At 64.9% G+C, this 16,579-nt stretch carries 18 protein-coding genes; 7 read left to right on the forward strand and 11 right to left on the reverse strand.

From position 1 onward, the window contains the following. Nucleotides 1–89: 89 nt before the first annotated feature. From cysB to H618_RS0107025, 3 genes are all read right to left on the reverse strand, one after another. Nucleotides 90–1,064: an HTH-type transcriptional regulator CysB gene (cysB, locus tag H618_RS0107015; protein ID WP_028694396.1), complete on the reverse strand. Its 975-nt coding sequence runs from the start codon at nucleotides 1,062–1,064 to the stop codon at nucleotides 90–92. Nucleotides 1,065–1,185: 121 nt separating this feature from the next. Continuing rightward, nucleotides 1,186–1,683, reverse strand: coding sequence for a universal stress protein (locus tag H618_RS0107020; RefSeq protein WP_028694397.1), 498 nt, complete (start codon nucleotides 1,681–1,683; stop codon nucleotides 1,186–1,188). Nucleotides 1,684–1,754: 71 nt separating this feature from the next. Next, nucleotides 1,755–2,705, reverse strand: a complete 951-nt coding sequence (locus H618_RS0107025; RefSeq protein WP_028694398.1) for a putative 2-dehydropantoate 2-reductase — start codon at nucleotides 2,703–2,705, stop codon at nucleotides 1,755–1,757. A 251-nt stretch (nucleotides 2,706–2,956) separates the two neighbouring features. Here H618_RS0107025 and H618_RS0107030 point away from each other — a divergent pair, with 251 nt between their 5' ends. Further along, nucleotides 2,957–4,033, forward strand: a complete 1,077-nt coding sequence (locus tag H618_RS0107030) for a 3-deoxy-7-phosphoheptulonate synthase (protein WP_028694399.1) — start codon at nucleotides 2,957–2,959, stop codon at nucleotides 4,031–4,033. A 64-nt stretch (nucleotides 4,034–4,097) separates the two neighbouring features. Here H618_RS0107030 and H618_RS0107035 read toward each other — a convergent pair whose 3' ends face one another. Beyond that, nucleotides 4,098–4,379, reverse strand: a complete 282-nt coding sequence (locus H618_RS0107035) for a GNAT family N-acetyltransferase (RefSeq protein WP_028694400.1) — start codon at nucleotides 4,377–4,379, stop codon at nucleotides 4,098–4,100. Between the two features lie 476 nt (nucleotides 4,380–4,855). On the opposite strand from H618_RS0107035, the gene oprI reads away from it, so the two are divergent. Continuing rightward, nucleotides 4,856–5,107, forward strand: coding sequence for an outer membrane lipoprotei OprI (gene oprI / locus H618_RS0107040; RefSeq protein ID WP_003259780.1), 252 nt, complete (start codon nucleotides 4,856–4,858; stop codon nucleotides 5,105–5,107). Between the two features lie 143 nt (nucleotides 5,108–5,250). On the opposite strand, the gene H618_RS0107045 is transcribed toward oprI, so the two are convergent. From H618_RS0107045 to H618_RS0107055, 3 genes are all read right to left on the reverse strand, one after another. Then, nucleotides 5,251–6,222 (reverse strand): L,D-transpeptidase family protein, encoded by a 972-nt coding sequence (locus H618_RS0107045; protein ID WP_028694401.1) that lies wholly within the window; start codon nucleotides 6,220–6,222, stop codon nucleotides 5,251–5,253. A 105-nt stretch (nucleotides 6,223–6,327) separates the two neighbouring features. Then, nucleotides 6,328–6,609, reverse strand: coding sequence for a hypothetical protein (locus H618_RS0107050; RefSeq protein WP_028694402.1), 282 nt, complete (start codon nucleotides 6,607–6,609; stop codon nucleotides 6,328–6,330). A gap of 58 nt (nucleotides 6,610–6,667) precedes the next feature. Next, on the reverse strand, nucleotides 6,668–7,273 hold the full coding sequence (locus H618_RS0107055; protein WP_028694403.1) for an arylesterase: 606 nt from the start codon (nucleotides 7,271–7,273) through the stop codon (nucleotides 6,668–6,670). A gap of 10 nt (nucleotides 7,274–7,283) precedes the next feature. Between H618_RS0107055 and H618_RS0107060 the strand changes: the two genes are divergently transcribed. Next, a complete protein-coding gene (locus H618_RS0107060; RefSeq protein WP_028694404.1) occupies nucleotides 7,284–7,967 on the forward strand; it encodes an ABC transporter ATP-binding protein in 684 nt (227 codons plus the stop codon). After that, nucleotides 7,967–10,474 (forward strand): ABC transporter permease, encoded by a 2,508-nt coding sequence (locus H618_RS0107065; RefSeq protein ID WP_028694405.1) that lies wholly within the window; start codon nucleotides 7,967–7,969, stop codon nucleotides 10,472–10,474. The genes H618_RS0107060 and H618_RS0107065 overlap by 1 nt, the downstream gene beginning before the upstream one ends. Here H618_RS0107065 and greB read toward each other — a convergent pair whose 3' ends face one another. The 3 genes from greB to H618_RS0107080 all read right to left on the reverse strand — a co-directional run bounded on the left by greB (nucleotide 10,475) and on the right by H618_RS0107080 (nucleotide 12,964). Next, complete coding sequence (gene greB / locus H618_RS0107070) at nucleotides 10,475–10,957, reverse strand: transcription elongation factor GreB (RefSeq protein ID WP_028694406.1); 483 nt, start codon at nucleotides 10,955–10,957, stop codon at nucleotides 10,475–10,477. Between the two features lie 72 nt (nucleotides 10,958–11,029). Beyond that, nucleotides 11,030–11,338 (reverse strand): hypothetical protein, encoded by a 309-nt coding sequence (locus tag H618_RS0107075; protein ID WP_028694407.1) that lies wholly within the window; start codon nucleotides 11,336–11,338, stop codon nucleotides 11,030–11,032. 216 nt (nucleotides 11,339–11,554) lie between these two features. Continuing rightward, nucleotides 11,555–12,964, reverse strand: a complete 1,410-nt coding sequence (locus tag H618_RS0107080) for an MltF family protein (protein WP_028694408.1) — start codon at nucleotides 12,962–12,964, stop codon at nucleotides 11,555–11,557. 151 nt (nucleotides 12,965–13,115) lie between these two features. Here H618_RS0107080 and H618_RS0107085 point away from each other — a divergent pair, with 151 nt between their 5' ends. The 3 genes from H618_RS0107085 to H618_RS21390 all read left to right on the forward strand — a co-directional run bounded on the left by H618_RS0107085 (nucleotide 13,116) and on the right by H618_RS21390 (nucleotide 15,796). Then, a complete protein-coding gene (locus tag H618_RS0107085; protein ID WP_028694409.1) occupies nucleotides 13,116–13,922 on the forward strand; it encodes a TatD family hydrolase in 807 nt (268 codons plus the stop codon). 86 nt (nucleotides 13,923–14,008) lie between these two features. Then, complete coding sequence (locus H618_RS0107090) at nucleotides 14,009–15,487, forward strand: methyl-accepting chemotaxis protein (RefSeq protein ID WP_028694410.1); 1,479 nt, start codon at nucleotides 14,009–14,011, stop codon at nucleotides 15,485–15,487. A gap of 75 nt (nucleotides 15,488–15,562) precedes the next feature. After that, nucleotides 15,563–15,796 (forward strand): hypothetical protein, encoded by a 234-nt coding sequence (locus H618_RS21390; protein ID WP_050577240.1) that lies wholly within the window; start codon nucleotides 15,563–15,565, stop codon nucleotides 15,794–15,796. Between the two features lie 11 nt (nucleotides 15,797–15,807). Here H618_RS21390 and H618_RS0107100 read toward each other — a convergent pair whose 3' ends face one another. Further along, nucleotides 15,808–16,575 carry a CHAD domain-containing protein gene (locus H618_RS0107100; protein WP_028694411.1) on the reverse strand — a complete coding sequence of 256 codons (768 nt, stop codon included), beginning with the start codon at nucleotides 16,573–16,575 and terminating at the stop codon, nucleotides 15,808–15,810. Nucleotides 16,576–16,579: the final 4 nt, after the last annotated feature.

A 16,579-nucleotide genomic window follows, 5' to 3' on the forward strand; every position in this document is an offset into this window, starting at 1 on the left:
GGCAAAGAAAAAGAGCAGACCGGCGCGGACTGCTCTTTCTTGTAGCTTGCAGCTCGTAGCTTATCGCTTGGCACTAGCCGCCGCGGCGGCTAGTGCACCGGCAATTCGACCCCTTCGAACAGTGCCTCGAGCTCTTGCTTGTTGTGGCACTGAATCGCCTTGGCCATGACTTCGCGGGTCAGGTGCGGGGCGAACTTTTCGATGAAGTCGCACATGAAGCCGCGCAGGAAGGTGCCGCGGCGGAAACCGATCTTGGTGATGCTCGGTTCGAACAACTCGCTGGCATCCAGGGCGATCAGGTCGGCATCGAGCTTGGCGTCGACCGCCATGCCGGCGACGATGCCCACACCCAGGCCCAGACGCACGTAGGTCTTGATCACGTCGGCGTCGGCTGCGGTGAACACCACTTTGGGCACCAGGCCGCGCTGGCTGAAGGCTTCGTCGAGCTTGGAGCGGCCGGTGAAGCCGAATACGTAAGTGACGATGGGGTATTCGGCCAGCGCTTCGAGGGTCAGTTTCGGCAACTTGGCCAGCGGGTGACCCTGGGGCACCACGACGCAGCGGTTCCACTTGTAGCACGGCATCATGATCAGGTCGTTGAACAGCTCCAGCGCTTCGGTGGCGATAGCGAAATCCACCGTGCCATCAGCGGCCATCTCGGCGATCTGCATCGGCGAGCCCTGATGCATGTGCAGGGCCACTTCCGGGTACTGCTTGATGAAGCTGCTGATCACCGGCGGCAGTGCATAGCGCGCCTGGGTGTGGGTGGTAGCGATGGACAGCGTGCCTTTCTTCTCGTTGGAGAATTCCTGGGCGATCTGCTTGATGCTCTCGACCTTGCGCAGGATCTCGCCAGCGGTATTGATGATGCGCTCACCGGCGGGGGTGACGCGGGTCAGGTGCTTGCCGCTGCGGGCGAACACTTCGACGCCCAGTTCATCTTCGAGCAGGCGAATCTGTTTGCTGATGCCGGGCTGCGAGGTGTACAGGCTCTGCGCCGTGGCGGATACGTTGAGGTCGTGGTGCGCTACCTCCCAGATGTAGCGCAGTTGTTGCAGCTTCATAGATATCCCTCGGATCAGCAAAAGGTCAGCAGGCGGCGACGGTTTATAACTATATTAGTGGTCAAAGAAATAAATCTAGAACTTTTTCTTCAATGGGCAGGGATTTTACAACAGCGCTGCTTCACACTTTCCGACGACCCAGGTGCTGCGATAGCGGCACCATGTACACCGGCACTTGGGCCAGCTGCAGCAGCCTGACCGCAGTGCGCCCGATCGGCACGTCTACCCCAGCGCCCTGGCTGTGGCTGCCGAAGATCAGCAGATCGGCGCCCAGCCGCTCGACCTGGTCGAGAATCACCTGCGCCGGATCGCCCTGGCGCACCCTGACCGCCTTGATGACCGCCAGATCAGCCGCCTCACCCAGCTCTTCGCGCAAATTGCCCAGTACCCGCTGCTCGATGCTCGCCAGCACGGCGTCCACGCCCTGACCGTGCAGGCGGTCGAGGGTCTGCTCGTCGAGGCAGCTCTGCAGCAGTGACTCGGCGAACTGGCCCATGGGCTCGACCGCATGAATGATGTACAGGTCGGCCTGGAAGGTGCGCGCCAGGGCCAGAGCATGCTGCATGACGAACGGCGCGTAGACGCCAAGGTCGCTGGCGTACAGCAGAGAACGAATCATGCGGCCTCCTCGACTGCCAGGACGGCAGAGCAAGGTTGAGCTTAGCAGCGCCTCCGGGCAACGACGCCGCGTCACTCGAGCGTGCGGTTGCGCCGGTCGATGAAGGCCAAGGCTTCATACAGCGCCTGCATGCGCGGCAGCACGCATCCGGCTGCCCGCGCCTGGGCCAGGGGCGCTGCGTAGATTGCCTGCAACTCCAGCGGGCGCTGCTGGACATGGTCGTGGTACATGCTCGGCCAGTAGTCGGGCATCTGCTCGGTGACCCGCAGCAGGTGCGCCGCATAGCCATCATCCAGCACCTGGCCACAGGCTCTGGCGCCCTCGACCACTTCAGCCATCAGCGCCTCGATCGAGGCGCGGCTGTCAGGGTCGCCCATCAAGGCACTGGTGCTGGCCCCGAGCAGCACCGAAAGACCGTTGTACGGCACGTTCCACACCAGTTTCTGCCAACGCGCCAGGGCCAGGTCGGGCATGGCCTGCGAGTCGATACCGGCGCGCTGGAACAACTCGGCGCCGGCCTCGACGATGGCCTGGCCGCCGTCAGCCGCAGGCCCGCTGTGATAACCCAGGTTGACCGCGCCGAGCGCCTGGTGGCGGATGTTGCCCGGGCCTTCCCGGTGCACGCAGATGAAACACAACCCGCCGAGCAGGTGCATGTCGTCGCGAAGTGCCGGGCGCAGTTGATCTTCCATGCCCAGGCCATTCTGCAGCAACAGCACCTTTGCCCCGGGTGCCGCCGCCTGCACCAGCAACGGCGCCAGCTCGGCGTTGCTGGTGGCCTTGGCGCCCACCAGCAGCCAATCGCAGGGCGGCAGGTCGGCGGCATTGGCATACGCCTGCACCGGCAGGCTCAGCACGCCGTGCACGCGACTGTCGACGGTCAACCCGCGCTCGGCCACTGCCGCGTACTCGCTGCGCAGCAAAAAATGCACATCGAAACCGGCCCGGGCCAGCATCAGGCCGTAGAAACCACCAATGGCGCCACTGCCAATGATGCCGATTCGGACGGGTTGGGTGCTCATGCAGCTCTCCAAATGCGCGTGGTCGAGCCGACGATCTTGGCACGAGCGCCGGGTGCATTTCGAGCCTGGGCCGATCGAGCCTGCGCGATGGGCGCCGGGAACCGGCAAAAACCCCACGCCGGCTGGGGTTTGCCCATTGTCGCCGCCCCCTTGAACGCGCTAAGGTTCTGCCCTCCCCGCTGCGAACAAACTGCTGCTGGGCCGCACGGGGATTGCTGGCGGCCGGCACCCGTGACCTGACGAGTAACACGATGGCTGATTTACCGATCGATGACCTTAACGTTGCCTCCAACGAGACTTTGATCACCCCTGATCAGCTCAAGAAGGAAATCCCCCTCAGCAGCAAGGCCCTGCACACCGTGACTACAGGTCGCGAAGTGGTGCGCAATATTCTCGATGGCAAGGACCACCGCCTGTTCGTGGTGGTCGGCCCCTGCTCGATCCACGACATCGACGCCGCCCATGCCTACGCCGAGCGCCTCAAGGTGCTGGCCGAGGAAGTGTCCGACACGCTGTATCTGGTCATGCGCGTGTATTTCGAAAAGCCGCGCACCACGGTCGGCTGGAAAGGCCTGATCAACGATCCGTACCTGGATGACTCGTTCAAGATTCAGGACGGTCTGCACATCGGCCGCAAGCTGCTGCTCGATCTGGCGGAAAAGGGTCTGCCCACCGCCACCGAAGCCCTCGACCCGATTTCCCCGCAGTACCTGCAAGACCTCATCAGCTGGTCAGCCATCGGCGCGCGTACCACCGAGTCGCAGACGCACCGGGAAATGGCTTCCGGGCTGTCGTCGGCGGTCGGCTTCAAGAACGGCACCGACGGCGGCCTGACCGTCGCCATCAATGCACTGCAGTCGGTGTCCAAGCCGCACCGCTTCCTCGGCATCAACCAGGAAGGCGGCGTGTCGATCGTCACCACCAAGGGCAACGCCTACGGTCACGTGGTATTGCGCGGTGGCAACGGCAAGCCCAACTATGATTCGGTCAGCGTTGCGCTGTGCGAGCAAGACCTGACCAAGGCCAAGATCAAGCCGAACATCATGGTCGACTGCAGCCACGCCAACTCCAACAAGGACCCTGCTTTGCAGCCGTTGGTCATGGACAACGTCGCCAACCAGATCCTGGAAGGCAACCAGTCGATCATCGGCCTGATGGTGGAGAGCCACCTGAACTGGGGTGCGCAGTCGATTCCGAAGAATCTTGCCGAACTGCAATACGGCGTGTCGGTCACTGACGCCTGCATCGACTGGGCCACCACTGAAACGGCCCTGCGCAGCATGCACGCCAAGCTCAAGGATGTTCTGCCCAAGCGCCAGCGCGGCTGAGGCCAACACCTGAACATGAAAACGCCGGGCATTGCCCGGCGTTTTCGTTGTGATCAGTTGGTCATCACGCCTGGTTGGAGTGGCGCTGCTGACGCTCCATGTAGCGCTCCACGTACGAACACGACGGAATGACCGTGTAGCCCATCTGCTCGGCATAGGCCAGCGCCCGCTCGGTCAGGGCCGCAGCGATGCCACGCCCGCGCAGGGCGTCAGGGACGAAGGTGCGATAGATGTCCAGCGTCTGCTTGCCCAGGTCCATGTAGGTCAGGTAAGCCCGATGACCGTCCACATGGGTCTCGAACTGATGACCAGTCTGGTCATGGCGGATGGTCAGCGCTTCGCTCATCACAACTCCTCGCAGGTCTTCTGGCAGACCCCAGCCTTATCGATGTAATCGTTGCAGCCCGACAGCTTCATGCGCGTTGGACAGTACCGCACGCAGTATCGTTCGGCGCTGGGTATCTGGCAACTAGTCTGCTGCCGGTCGACCCTGGCCTACTGCGTCAAGTGCGCATACAGTGCGCGCTGGGAAGTGCGTAGTGTGCGCCGGCAAGAGGGTTGTTCGCCATGACCACGCATGACCGAAAAGCTCACGCTTAGTTCCACAAAAGTTATCCGCCCGGGTGCATACGGCCTGCGCGAAGGATTGCCGATGACCGTCTGTTTACAGGGCCGAGGCGCTGTTGGCGACAAGATTTTTTTGCGCTTCTTGCTTTCAGTCAGTTTACTTACTACAAGTAATGGGTACTATGTACGCCGGCCAGTTTCTCACGTTCGAGAGATGGCTATTTAATAGATATAAAGTCCTTGAAGGGGAACACGATGAACAACGTTCTGAAATTCTCTGCTCTGGCTCTGGCCGCAGTTCTGGCTACCGGTTGCAGCAGCGTCTCCAAAGAAACCGAAGCTCGCCTGACTGCTACCGAAGACGCAGCAGCTCGCGCCCAAGCCCGTGCCGATGAAGCCTACCGCAAGGCCGACGACGCTCTGGCCGCAGCTCAGAAGGCTCAGCAGACCGCTGACGAAGCCAACGAGCGCGCTCTGCGTATGCTGGACAAAGCCAGCCGCAAGTAATAATCCTTCGGGGTTATGCCTAAGCCGATCCAGACTGGATCGGCTTTTTTGTGCCTGTCGATGATGCGCCAGGGCCGAAAAACGGTCGCTGGGGCCCGCCCTGCGGCCCCAGACCGTCCGGCACGCCGCTCAGATGAGCAGCCTCATTGCAGCTCGGGCGGCAACTCGGAGGCAACCGTGGCGCTGGCAGCACCCGGCACGGCGATTTCCACGGGCAGGCCATCTTCGGCCGCCACGACATCACGCACCATGTCCCAGTTGATGCGCACGTTGTTGGCCAGGTCTTCGCGCTTGAGCAAAGCGTTGATCACCGCGGTATGTTTGTCGACCACCGACGGATTGCCACTGTCGTCCAGCGGCGTATGCGCTTCGAGGTAGACCTTGCCGCCACTGACACCGAACTTGTAAGGCTCGTTGATGATGCGCACCGGCGTACCGACGGGGACCAGGGTGGAGAGTTCCAGCACGTTGTTGTTCAACATGCGGAAGCAACCATGACTGGTGCGCATGCCAATGCCGAACTTCTTGTTGGAACCATGGATGAGGTAACCGGGCACGCCGAGGGTGAACTTGAACGGCCCCAGCGGGTTGTCCGGGCCGGCAGGCACTACCGCCGGCAGGATATCGCCATCGGCGGCATGTTCGGCACGGATCGAGGCCGGCGGCGTCCAGGTCGGGTTGGGTGTCTTGGCGATGATCTTGGTGTTGGCAATGGGCGAGCCCCAGCCTTCGCGGCCGATACCCAGCGGGAAGGTGTACACAACGTCTTCGCCCTTGGGATAGTAGTACAGGCGATATTCAGCCAGGTTGATCACCACCCCCTCGCGCGGGCCCGGCGGCAGGATGTAGCGCGTCGGCAGCACGATTTCGGTGCCCGCCCCCGGCAACCAGGGATCGACGCCCGGGTTGGCGGCGATCATTTCCAGGTAGCCCAGGTCGTTGGCGGTGCCGATGTCGGCGAAGGTGTCTTCGTACTTGGCGGTGAGGGTACGGACCTGACCAACGACGTCCTCACCCTGAGGCGGCAATGGCAGCTGCAGCGCGGTGGCGGGGCCTGCGACCAGCAGGGCAGCCAGGCTCAGGCAGCGGGTGACGGCAGGCAAACGCGGCAACATCCGGTGAATCCTTAGCAATGGGTTCAAGACATTCAAGTGTACACGCGGCCCGCGACGAGCGGGAGGCGCAAGGCCTGCAGGCTGATCGCAGATGATGAAAGGCGCCTACAGCTGCGGCCAGACCGGCCGGGTGCCGCGCCGCTGCGCCTCGAGGATCGCCCGGCACAAAGCGCACAAGCGCTGGTCGCGGTAGATGCTGCGTGCCACGGTCGACCAGCGCGGCTGTGCAGGCAGCAGGCCACCACAGAGGGTGCGGTCGGCGGGCGCGCCGAGTTCCAGCTGGCGGGTGACGAGGTGAACGCGAACTTCCTGGCAGGCGAACAGATCGAGTTGTTCATCAGGCTCGATCAGTTGATAGGCGTACAGGGACCAGGCAGGGCGCGGCATCGGGGGCACTCGAAACGGGGGGCGCAACATTATCCGAAAGCGGCCCCCGATTAAAGCGTCAGAGCAGGGGTTTGAGCGTCGGCCAGGCATTTTCCAGAAGCTGCTTCTGGGCGCCTGAGCCGGGATGGATGCCGTCGGCCTGCATCAGCTCGGGCACCCCGCCGACGCCCTCGAGAAAGAACGGCACCAGCGCGACATCAGTCTGCTTCGCCACCTCGCTGTAGGTCTGGGCGAAGGCCGTGGTGTAACGCTCACCGTAGTTGGGCGGCAGACGCATACCCAGCAGCAGCACCTTGGCACCCGCAGCCTTGGACTGGTCAACCATCGCCGCAAGATTTTGTCGCAATTGCTTTGGGCTCTGCCCGCGCAGGCCATCGTTGCCGCCAAGCTCGAGCACCACGACCGCCGGCTTGTGCTCGGCCAGCAGCGCGGGAAGGCGCGCCTTGCCGCCTGCGCTGGTGTCCCCGCTGATCGACGCATTGACCACCTTGAGCGGATAACCGGAGCCCTTCAGGCGCTGTTCGAGCAGGCTGACCCAACCTTGGCGGGTATCCAGGCCAAAACCTGCGCTGATACTATCGCCGACGATCAGCAGTGTTCCCGCCATCGCGGTCTGGGCCAGGCAATACAGGGCCAGACCTGCACTCAATAACCACACTCGCATTGGATTCTCCATGGGCCCCAGCATTCTCGTTGCGCAGAACCTTAGCAAAGTGGTACCCAGCGCGGAAGGCGACCTGACCATTCTCCACCCCCTGTCGCTGACCCTCGCCGAAGGCGACAGCCTGGCCATCGTCGGCGCTTCGGGTTCGGGCAAGTCCACCCTGCTCGGCCTGCTCGCCGGGCTCGACCAGCCGAGTGCCGGCAGCGTCGCCCTGGCCGGGCACGATCTCGGCCCGCTCGATGAAGACCAGCGCGCGCAAGTGCGCGCCGAGCATGTCGGCTTCGTGTTCCAGTCGTTCCAGTTGCTCGACAGCCTCAATGCTCTGGAGAACGTCATGCTGCCCCTTGAACTGGATGGCCGCCGCGATGCCCGCGAGCAGGCCCGCAGCCTGCTCGAACGAGTTGGCCTCGGCCAGCGCCTGAGCCATACCCCGCGCCAGCTCTCCGGCGGCGAACAACAACGGGTGGCGATTGCCCGGGCCTTTGCCGCACAGCCCTCGGTGCTGTTCGCCGACGAACCCACCGGCAACCTCGACAGCCACACCGGCGCGCGCATCAGCGACCTGCTGTTCGAACTCAACCAGGAACGCGGCACCACTCTGGTGCTGGTGACCCATGACGAGCGCCTGGCCGCGCGCTGCCGGCGCTCGATCCGCCTGGAAGCCGGGCGCCTGGTCGCGCCCGTGGAGGCCTGATGACGCGTCTCGACTTTTTCGGGCTGTTGAGCCTGGCCGCTCGGCAACTGCGTCGCGATGCCCGCGCCAGCGAAGTCCGCGTGCTGTTCTTCGCTCTGCTGGTGGCGGTCGCCGCCAGCACCGCCATCGGCTTTTTCGGCGCCCGCCTGAACGGCGCGATGCAGCTGCGTGCCAGCGAATTCCTCGGCGCAGACCTGGTGCTGCAGGGCACCTCGCCGGCCCGCGCCGAACAACTGCAGCGAGGCGTCGATCTGGGCCTGGCGCCGGCCCACCTGGTTGAGTTCAGCAGCGTGGTGACCGCAGACGAGGGCATCCAGTTGTCCAGCGTCAAAGCGGTCGACGCTGCCTACCCGCTGCGCGGCGAGCTGCGCAGTGCCCCTGCGCCGTACGCACCGGAGACCGCCGGCGGCGGACCTGCCGTCGGCGAAGCCTGGGTCGAGTCACGCCTGCTGGCGGCGCTGAACCTGAACATCGGCGACAGCATCGATGTCGGCAAGAAAACCTTGCGCCTGACCCGCGTGCTGACCTACGAGCCCGACCGCGCCGGCAATTTCTACAGCCTCACCCCACGGGTGCTGATGAACCTTGCCGACCTCGACGCCACCGGGGTGATCCAGCCCGGCAGCCGGGTCAGTTACCGCGACCTGTGGCGCGGTGAAGCGCCAGCGTTGACGGCTTACCGCCAGGACATGGAGAAGAACCTCGGCGCTAACCAGCGCCTGCTCGATACCCGCGATGGCAACCGGCAGATTGGCGGTGCGCTGGGCAAGGCCGAGCGCTACCTGAACATGGCAAGCCTGGTGGCGGTGCTGCTGGCCGGCGTGGCAGTGGCGTTGTCGGCCAGCCGCTATGCCGCCCGCCGTCTCGACGCCAGCGCCCTGCTGCGCTGCCTTGGCTTGTCGCGGCGCCAGGCCCTGGGCCTGTACTGCCTGCAACTGGCCATGCTTGGTGTGCTCGCGGCGGTGACCGGCGCGCTGCTCGGCTGGCTGGCCCAGCTGGGCCTGTTCCGCCTGCTGCAAGGCCTGCTGCCCAGCACCCTGCCGGCCGGTGGCATAGGCCCTGCCCTGGCAGGTATCGCCACCGGGCTGGTGGCCTTGGCCGGCTTTGCCCTGCCACCATTGGCCGCGCTGGGTCGGGTGCCGCCGCTGCGGGTGCTGCGCCGCGACCTGTTGCCGGTGCCACCGAGCAGTTGGCTGGTGTATGGCGCGGCGCTGCTGGCGCTGGGCCTGATCATGTGGCGACTGAGCCTCGATCTGCTGCTGACCTTCGCCCTGCTCGGCGGCGGTCTGATCGCCGCGCTGGTGCTCGGCGGCCTGCTGCTGCTCGGCTTGCGCAGCCTGCGCCGGCTACTGGCCGATGCGCCACTGACCTGGCGCCTTGGGCTCGGGCAGCTGCTGCGTCATCCGCTGGCCGCCGCCGGACAATCGCTGGCGTTCGGCCTGATTCTGTTGGCCATGGGTCTGGTGGCGTTGCTGCGGGTCGAACTGCTCGACACTTGGCAGGCGCAACTGCCCGCCGATGCGCCGAACCACTTCGCCTTGAACATCCTGCCCGACGAGCGCCAACCCTTTGCCGAGCAATTGCAAAGCCTCAATGCCCGGTCGGCACCGCTGTATCCGGTCATCCCCGGTCGCCTGGTGGCGATCAACGATGAAGCGGTGCAAGAGATCGTCAGCAAGGACTCGGCAGGCGAACGTGCGGTTCAGCGCGACCTGAGCCTTACTTGGGCCGCCGAGCTGCCTGAAGGCAACGCCCTGAGCGAGGGCACCTGGTGGAGCGCTGCGCCCACTGCGCAAGCGCTGCCGGGGGTGTCGGTGGAAGCGGAACTGGCCGCGAGCCTGGGGCTTCAACTGGGCGACCAGCTGACCTTCGACATCGCCGGCGAGCAGCACAAGGCTCAGGTCAGCAGCCTGCGCAGCGTGCACTGGGACAGCTTCCAACCCAATTTCTTCATGATCTTCCAGCCCGGCACGCTGCAAGGTCTGCCGACCACCTACCTGACCAGCTTCTACCTGGGCAGTGGTCACGAGCAAGACATCGTCGCCCTGGCACGGGCATTCCCGGCGGTGACCATTCTTCAGGTAGATGCCCTGCTCAGCCAGCTGCGCAGCATCCTCGCCCAGGTCACCCTGGCGGTGGAATACGTGCTGCTGTTCGTCCTTGCCGCGGGCCTGGCAGTGCTGTTCGCAGGCTTGCAGGCGACTCTGGATGAGCGCATCCACCAGGGCGCCCTGTTACGCGCACTCGGCGCACGCAGAGCGCTGCTGGTTCGCACCCGGCGTATCGAATTCGGCCTGCTGGGCGCGGCCAGCGGCGTCTTGGCGGCGCTGGGCTGCGAGCTGATCACCTGGGTGCTGTACCGCTACGCGTTCGACCTGAGCTGGAGCCCGCACCCTGCGTTGCTGCTGCTGCCGCTGGTGGGCGCGCTGCTGGTGGGCGGTGCCGGTGTACTGGGTACGCGGCGGGCGCTCAATGCCAGCCCGCTGCAGGTGCTGCGCGAGGGCTGATCAACCGCCCTCTGGCAAGTACCAGATGCGGTTCACGTACCACAACGCCTCGCCCGTAGGCGTTTGCACCACCACCTCGTCGTCCTGCTGTTTCTTCAGCAGGGCGCGAGCCATGGGCGAGTCGATCGAGATGTAGTCGTTGCGCCCGTAGATCTCGTCGTAGCCGACCACGCGCAAGGTCAGCACCTCGCCCTGCTCGCTCTCGATCTCGACCCAGGCACCGAAGAACACCCGGCCCTCCTGCTCGGGGGCGTAGGCGACGACCTTGACGTCCTCCAGGCGCTTGCGCAGGTAGCGCACGCGGCGGTCGATCTCACGCAGCAGCTTTTTGTTGTACTGGTAATCGGCGTTCTCGCTGCGATCCCCCAACGACGCCGCCCAGGCCACCTTCTGGGTGATCTCCGGACGGTACACGCGCCACAGGTGATCGAGTTCCTGCTTGAGCGCCTGATGGCCTTCGGTGGTGATGATGTTGGTGCTCAACGACAACTCCTGAAGAGGGCACGCCAGGCATCGCAACCTGCCGGCGCCCACGCCTGACGACAGCGCCGCATGTCAGCGCCGGGTAATGAGGCCCTGGCGGGCGATACGGGTCAGTTGCGCGATGACCTCGCCGGCAACCTCGGCGGCGGGCGACTGGATCACCGCCAGGTCGAAGCGGTCGCTGGCATAGCGTGCCAGGTCGCTGTCGCGGTCGGCGAACTGGATGAGAAAGGCGCGGGCATGCCCCTTGCGCCGGGACAGGCCTTCGAGGTGGCGCAACAAGGTGGGCTGGTGCTGACCGCCGAGCAGGATGCGCGGGGTGCGGGCAGCCTGGTGGGCCGTCAGCGGGCTCAGGCAGACACTGGTGCGTGGACAACTCATGGGGGTTTATTCTCCGCCTCGCGAATCCCGCTGGGCAGCGGTGGGAGGCGTCACCGAACCAGCGCTTTAGCGGTATTTCGTCGACCTCCACGGAGGCCGTCATGCGCCCCGCAAGTAGCTGTTTAAATCGGCGCAGTTGCCAATGCTAGGGGCTTGCGCGCCAAGATACAAGCCGCACGTTACAGCCCGTCAGCCGCACGGCAGAGCGCCGGCACCTCAGCGTTGGCGGGTGCGCTCCAGCGCCAGACGCTCGCGGTTGTAGGCCAGGTAGTACTTGTTGACGCTATTGACGAAGTTGACCGGCCCCATGCCCACCTGCTCCATCGCCACCCGCTCGGTCTGGAAGAACCACTGATTGCCGTTCAGACCCCGGCGCCGTGCTTCGGCGCGCATGGCCTGGACCCGTTCGGGGCCGAGGTTGTAGGCGGCCAGGGTAAAGGCCATGCGCTCACGGTCATTGAGCGCGGGGCTGGCGAAGAACTTGCGGCGAATCAGCGCCAGGTAGCGCGCCCCGGCCTGCACGTTGCCGTCGACCGTTGCAGTGTTGTTGACCCCTACCCGCTGCGCCGCCGACGGGGTGATCTGCATCAGGCCATGGGCCCCGCCGCCGCCCCGCGCCTGGGGATTGAGGGTCGACTCCTTGTAGGCCAGCGCCGCCAGATTCAGCCAGTCGATCGATTGCGCCTCGCCGTGGCGCTGCAACACGCTGCGCACCGCCTCCAGGCGCTGGCGCTCCTTGCGCGCCAGAGGATTGTGCACCCGGTACTGACGGCGATAGATGCGTTCGAAGGCGGCATTCTGGTTCTCGGGCGCGCGGTAGGTGGCCAGGAAACGGTTGAGGGTTTCCAGCAGCACCGGAGCGTCGCGGCGCACGTACCAGCGCACGGCCTGGGGTTCGCCAAGCTTGACCCGGGTGTCCAGGCGCAGCTTGGGCATGACCCGCTGCCAGCGTTCGGCAATCGGCCGCTCGACCACCGTCAGCGGGTAGATGCCGGCCTGGACCATCTCCAGAACGTCTTCCACAGCCAAGGTCGGGTCGACCCATTCGATCTTGATCGGCGCGCGCTTGCGCAGCGCCAACTGGCGGTTCACCGCCTCGATTGCAGCGCCCGCGGCACTGGCGCTGATCAGCGCGACGGTGCGCCCGGACAACTGCTCGGCACGCGCCACGCTGCGCCCGCCCTTGCGCCCGACCAGCACCAGCGACACACGATCGACCACCGGGTTGCTGACCGCCAGTTGATGCACCAGCGCCGGGTCGAACAGCTCACCGGGCGCGGCGATGTCACCCTCGCCGCGCAACAAGGCGCCGGGCAACTGACCCTTGGCCTTGGGCACCAGCTTGACCTGCAAACGGTGGTTTTCGCCCAGACGGGCGTTGAGGTAATGCTCGAGTGCCCGGACCCGGTGGTACTCGATACCCACCGGCTCGCCCTTGACCTCGCCGGAACTGTTGCGGCTCTGATTGACCAGAACCCGCAGCACCTTGGCCGAGCTGATCTGCGGCAGATCACGCGGTTGACCGTGGCTCACGGTCTGCTCGGGACCGGCCAGCCGCGCGCTGGCAGGGCCTGCGCTCAGCAGCCCGATTAACAGGGAAAGGGTCAGCAGAATGCGTGCTGTCACATGGCATGTCCCGGTGGAAGTGAGCGTTATCAACGCAAGCGAAGGTGACAACTGACATCAAAAGACACTGGCAAGCCGTTGAGGTTCGACGATTATTTGTTCCGCCGCCCGCTTTGTTATGCTGGCCTGCCCGGGGCACGAGGTAGCAACCATGCAACTGATCGATATTGGCGTCAACCTGACCAACAGCAGTTTCCACGACCGCCAGTCGGAGGTTATCGAGCGCGCCCGCGAAGCAGGCGTGGTGCAAATGCTCTTGACCGGTACCAGCCTTGAAGTCAGCGAGCAGGCTCTGGAGCTGTGCCACAGCCTCGATGACAGTGGACAGGCGCTGTTCGCCACCGCCGGCGTGCACCCCCACGAGGCCAGCAGCTGGAATGCCGACAGCGAACGGCAACTGCGCCAACTGCTGGCCCAGCCACGGGTACGCGCGGTGGGCGAATGTGGACTGGATTTCAATCGTGACTTCTCGCCACGGCCCTTGCAGGAAAAAGCCTTCGAAGCCCAATTGGCGCTGGCGGCAGCGCTGCAACTGCCAGTATTCGTGCATGAGCGCGACGCCAGTGAGCGCCTGCTGGCGGTGCTCAAGGATTTCCGTGATCAGTTGCCCGGCGTCGTGGTGCATTGCTTTACCGGCGAACGCGAGGCGCTGTTCGCCTACCTCGACCTCGACCTGCACATCGGCATTACCGGCTGGATCTGCGATGAACGCCGCGGCACGCATCTGCATGGGCTGGTCGGCAACATTCCCGAAGGCCGCCTGATGCTGGAGAGCGATGCGCCGTATCTGCTGCCGCGCACGCTCAGACCCAAGCCCAAGAGTGGACGCAACGAACCGGCGTTTCTGCCCGCCGTGCTGCAGGAAGTCGCTCGTCACCGAGGAGAATCCGTGCAGCATACCGCCGCCCATACCAGCGCCTGCGCCCGGGCATTCTTCGCCTTGCCCGAGATTTCTTGACGAGCGTCAACGACAGCTCTCTACGCTGGCGGCACAATGATGGCACCTTGCCAATGCTGTTTCCGCCAACTCAGAGAAAACCTGCCATGGGTGCCTGGCTTAGCAACGTTTCACTCAAATACAAGTTCTGGGCCGTCAATGCGGTGGCCTTCTTCACCACACTGCTGCTGGTGCTCTACGCCGTGCACCTGGAACAGGATGCGCGCATCCAGAGCGCCCGGGCGCACGCGCAAGCCGAAGCGCAACTGCTCGGCGCATGGCCGGCCGAGCAAGCCTTGCCTGCTCAGCCGCGGCTGATCAGTTGGCGTGTGGGCCAATCCCCGAGCGTTGCAGGCGCAGCGCTGTCCCTCCCAAGCGACGCCCAGGGCTGGATCGATCTCGCAGACGGCCCGCTGCTGGATGACCAGCGCGTGCGCGGTGCCCAGGTGTTCGCACGCGGTGATACGCGCATCGGCGTGCTCGCCACTGCGCCCAGCTTCACCCAGGTGTTCTTCGACCGCTTCGGCAACTACGCCCTGTGCGTGCTGCTGCTGATGCTGCTCATGCTCGGCGCCTCGCAGTTGCTGATCCGCTTCTTGCTGCGTCAGCTCAATACCCTCAGGAGCGTCATGCTTCATGTCGAGAAGACCGGCGACTTGTCTGCCCGCGTGCCGCTGACCGGCGGCGATGAAGTCGGGCAGATGGCCGTGGCCTTCAATGCCATGCAATCGACCTATCACCGCGTGGTCGGCACCGTGGCGCAGTCGGCGGCCCAGCTCGATGCCGGTGCCGCGCAGCTGGCCGCAAGCATGAGCGACGTGCGCCAAGGCATGCTGGGCCAGCAGAGCGAGACCGACCAGGCGGCGACGGCGATCAATCAGATGACCGCCACGGTCCACCACATCGCCCAGCACGCAGGCGCCACCCGCGACCTGTCGCAGACCGCCGATGCGTTGGCCGGCAGCGGTCAGCAGGTGGTCGGCAGGGTTCAGGCTTCGATTGCCGGACTCTCGAGTGGCGTGCAGCAGACCGCCGAGATGATTCGCCAACTGGCCGACGACAGCCAGAAGATCACCGGCGTGGTGGGAGTGATTCACAGCATCGCCGAACAAACCAACCTGCTGGCGCTCAATGCCGCGATCGAAGCGGCCCGCGCCGGTGACCTGGGCCGCGGCTTTGCCGTGGTGGCCGATGAGGTGCGCAACCTGGCCAAGCGCGTGCAAAGCTCCACCGATGAAATCACCGGGATGATTTCGACCCTGCACAGCGGCACCCGCGATGCTGTCGACTTCATGCATGAAAGCTCATTGAAAGCAGATGATTGCGTGCGCCAGGCCCAGGAAGCCGGGGCCGCGCTGGCCGAGATCACCAGCGCCGTGGCGCAGATGCGCGAGAGCAATACGCAAATCGCCGTAGCCGCCGAGCAGCAAAGCCAGGTCGCCGAGGAAATGAACCGCGCCATCGTCAGCATTCGCGATGTCACCGAAGACACCGTGCAGCAAACCGTCGGCTCCGCCACCACCAGCCGCGAGCTGGCGACCCTGGCCGGCGAGCTGAACCGAGCCATCGGCCAGTTGGCGCTATAACCCTTATAGCCAGGCTCGATTGGCTGGCATCGCTGATGGGCACTAGGCTCATGCAATCACCGCGAGGAAGATTCCATGAGCAAACGTCTGCATCACCTGCTTGCCAATCACTGGCGCATCCAGCCCCTGAGCCTGCATCCAAGCAGTGCGCAAGTCATGCAACTGCTTGCCCTGGCGCTGATCGTGCCCGGCGCGCTGCTGGTGGTCAGTGGCCTGGCCGCACTGGATATCGCGCAACTGGCAGTTGGTGTCATCGCCATCGCCGCGGGCTGGCAGATGCGCCCTCGCCCTGCCCACTCAAGCCACTGAATACCCCTTGATCAGCGCCGCGACAGCGCGGCGTCGAGGCGCTTGAGGGTGCGGTCCGATTTGCCCTCGAACCCTTTCATTTCCTCGTGCCACTGCTCGACGCACGACGCCAGATCAGCCTGCTCATCGGCCAACAGCAGCCATTGCAAACGGTCGTGCCAGTCGCCCAGATCGCTCTGCGCACGCTTGAGCACGTTGCGCAGTTTCTTGCCGGCGTGATCGAGCTGCGGGTAAGCCTCATCGCCGTAGCGCACGCGCTTGATCAGCAGGCGCAGGCGATGGCGATCATGTGCAGGATCGGCCAGGGCCTTTTCCAGCTTGCGCCACTGCTTGCCCAGACGCTTGTCGACATCGGCCTTCAGGGTATCGAGCGACCCTTCGCGTTCGGCTGCGCGCAGAAATGACGGGAACGCGTCGAGAATGGCCAGCAGGCGCGAGAGCTCGGCGCTGGCAGCGACGCTGTGAAAATCATAGGTGCGCTGGCGCATGCGCTGCTGGCCCGCCGCCTGTTGCCCGCGTTCGAGCAGGTGCGCCGCCAGCACCTCGCGGTCGCGCAGTGGCGTGGTCAGGCTGCCCAGGGCGCGGGCTGCCTGCTCCAGCGGCTCGACGCCTGGCACACCGCGCAGCGGCCGCACCAGGCTGCGCAGGCGCCGGGTGCTGGTGCGCAGGTCGTGCAGCGCCTCGCTGTCGGTGTCAGCCGCCAGGCGTTCGCGGCACGCCAGCAGGCGCACCTGAAGTCCAAGCACCTGGGCGACGATGTGATCAACCATGGCAGACATGCAA

The sequence above is a fragment of the Pseudomonas cremoricolorata DSM 17059 = NBRC 16634 genome (genome assembly GCF_000425745.1).
Classification (GTDB): domain Bacteria; phylum Pseudomonadota; class Gammaproteobacteria; order Pseudomonadales; family Pseudomonadaceae; genus Aquipseudomonas; species Aquipseudomonas cremoricolorata.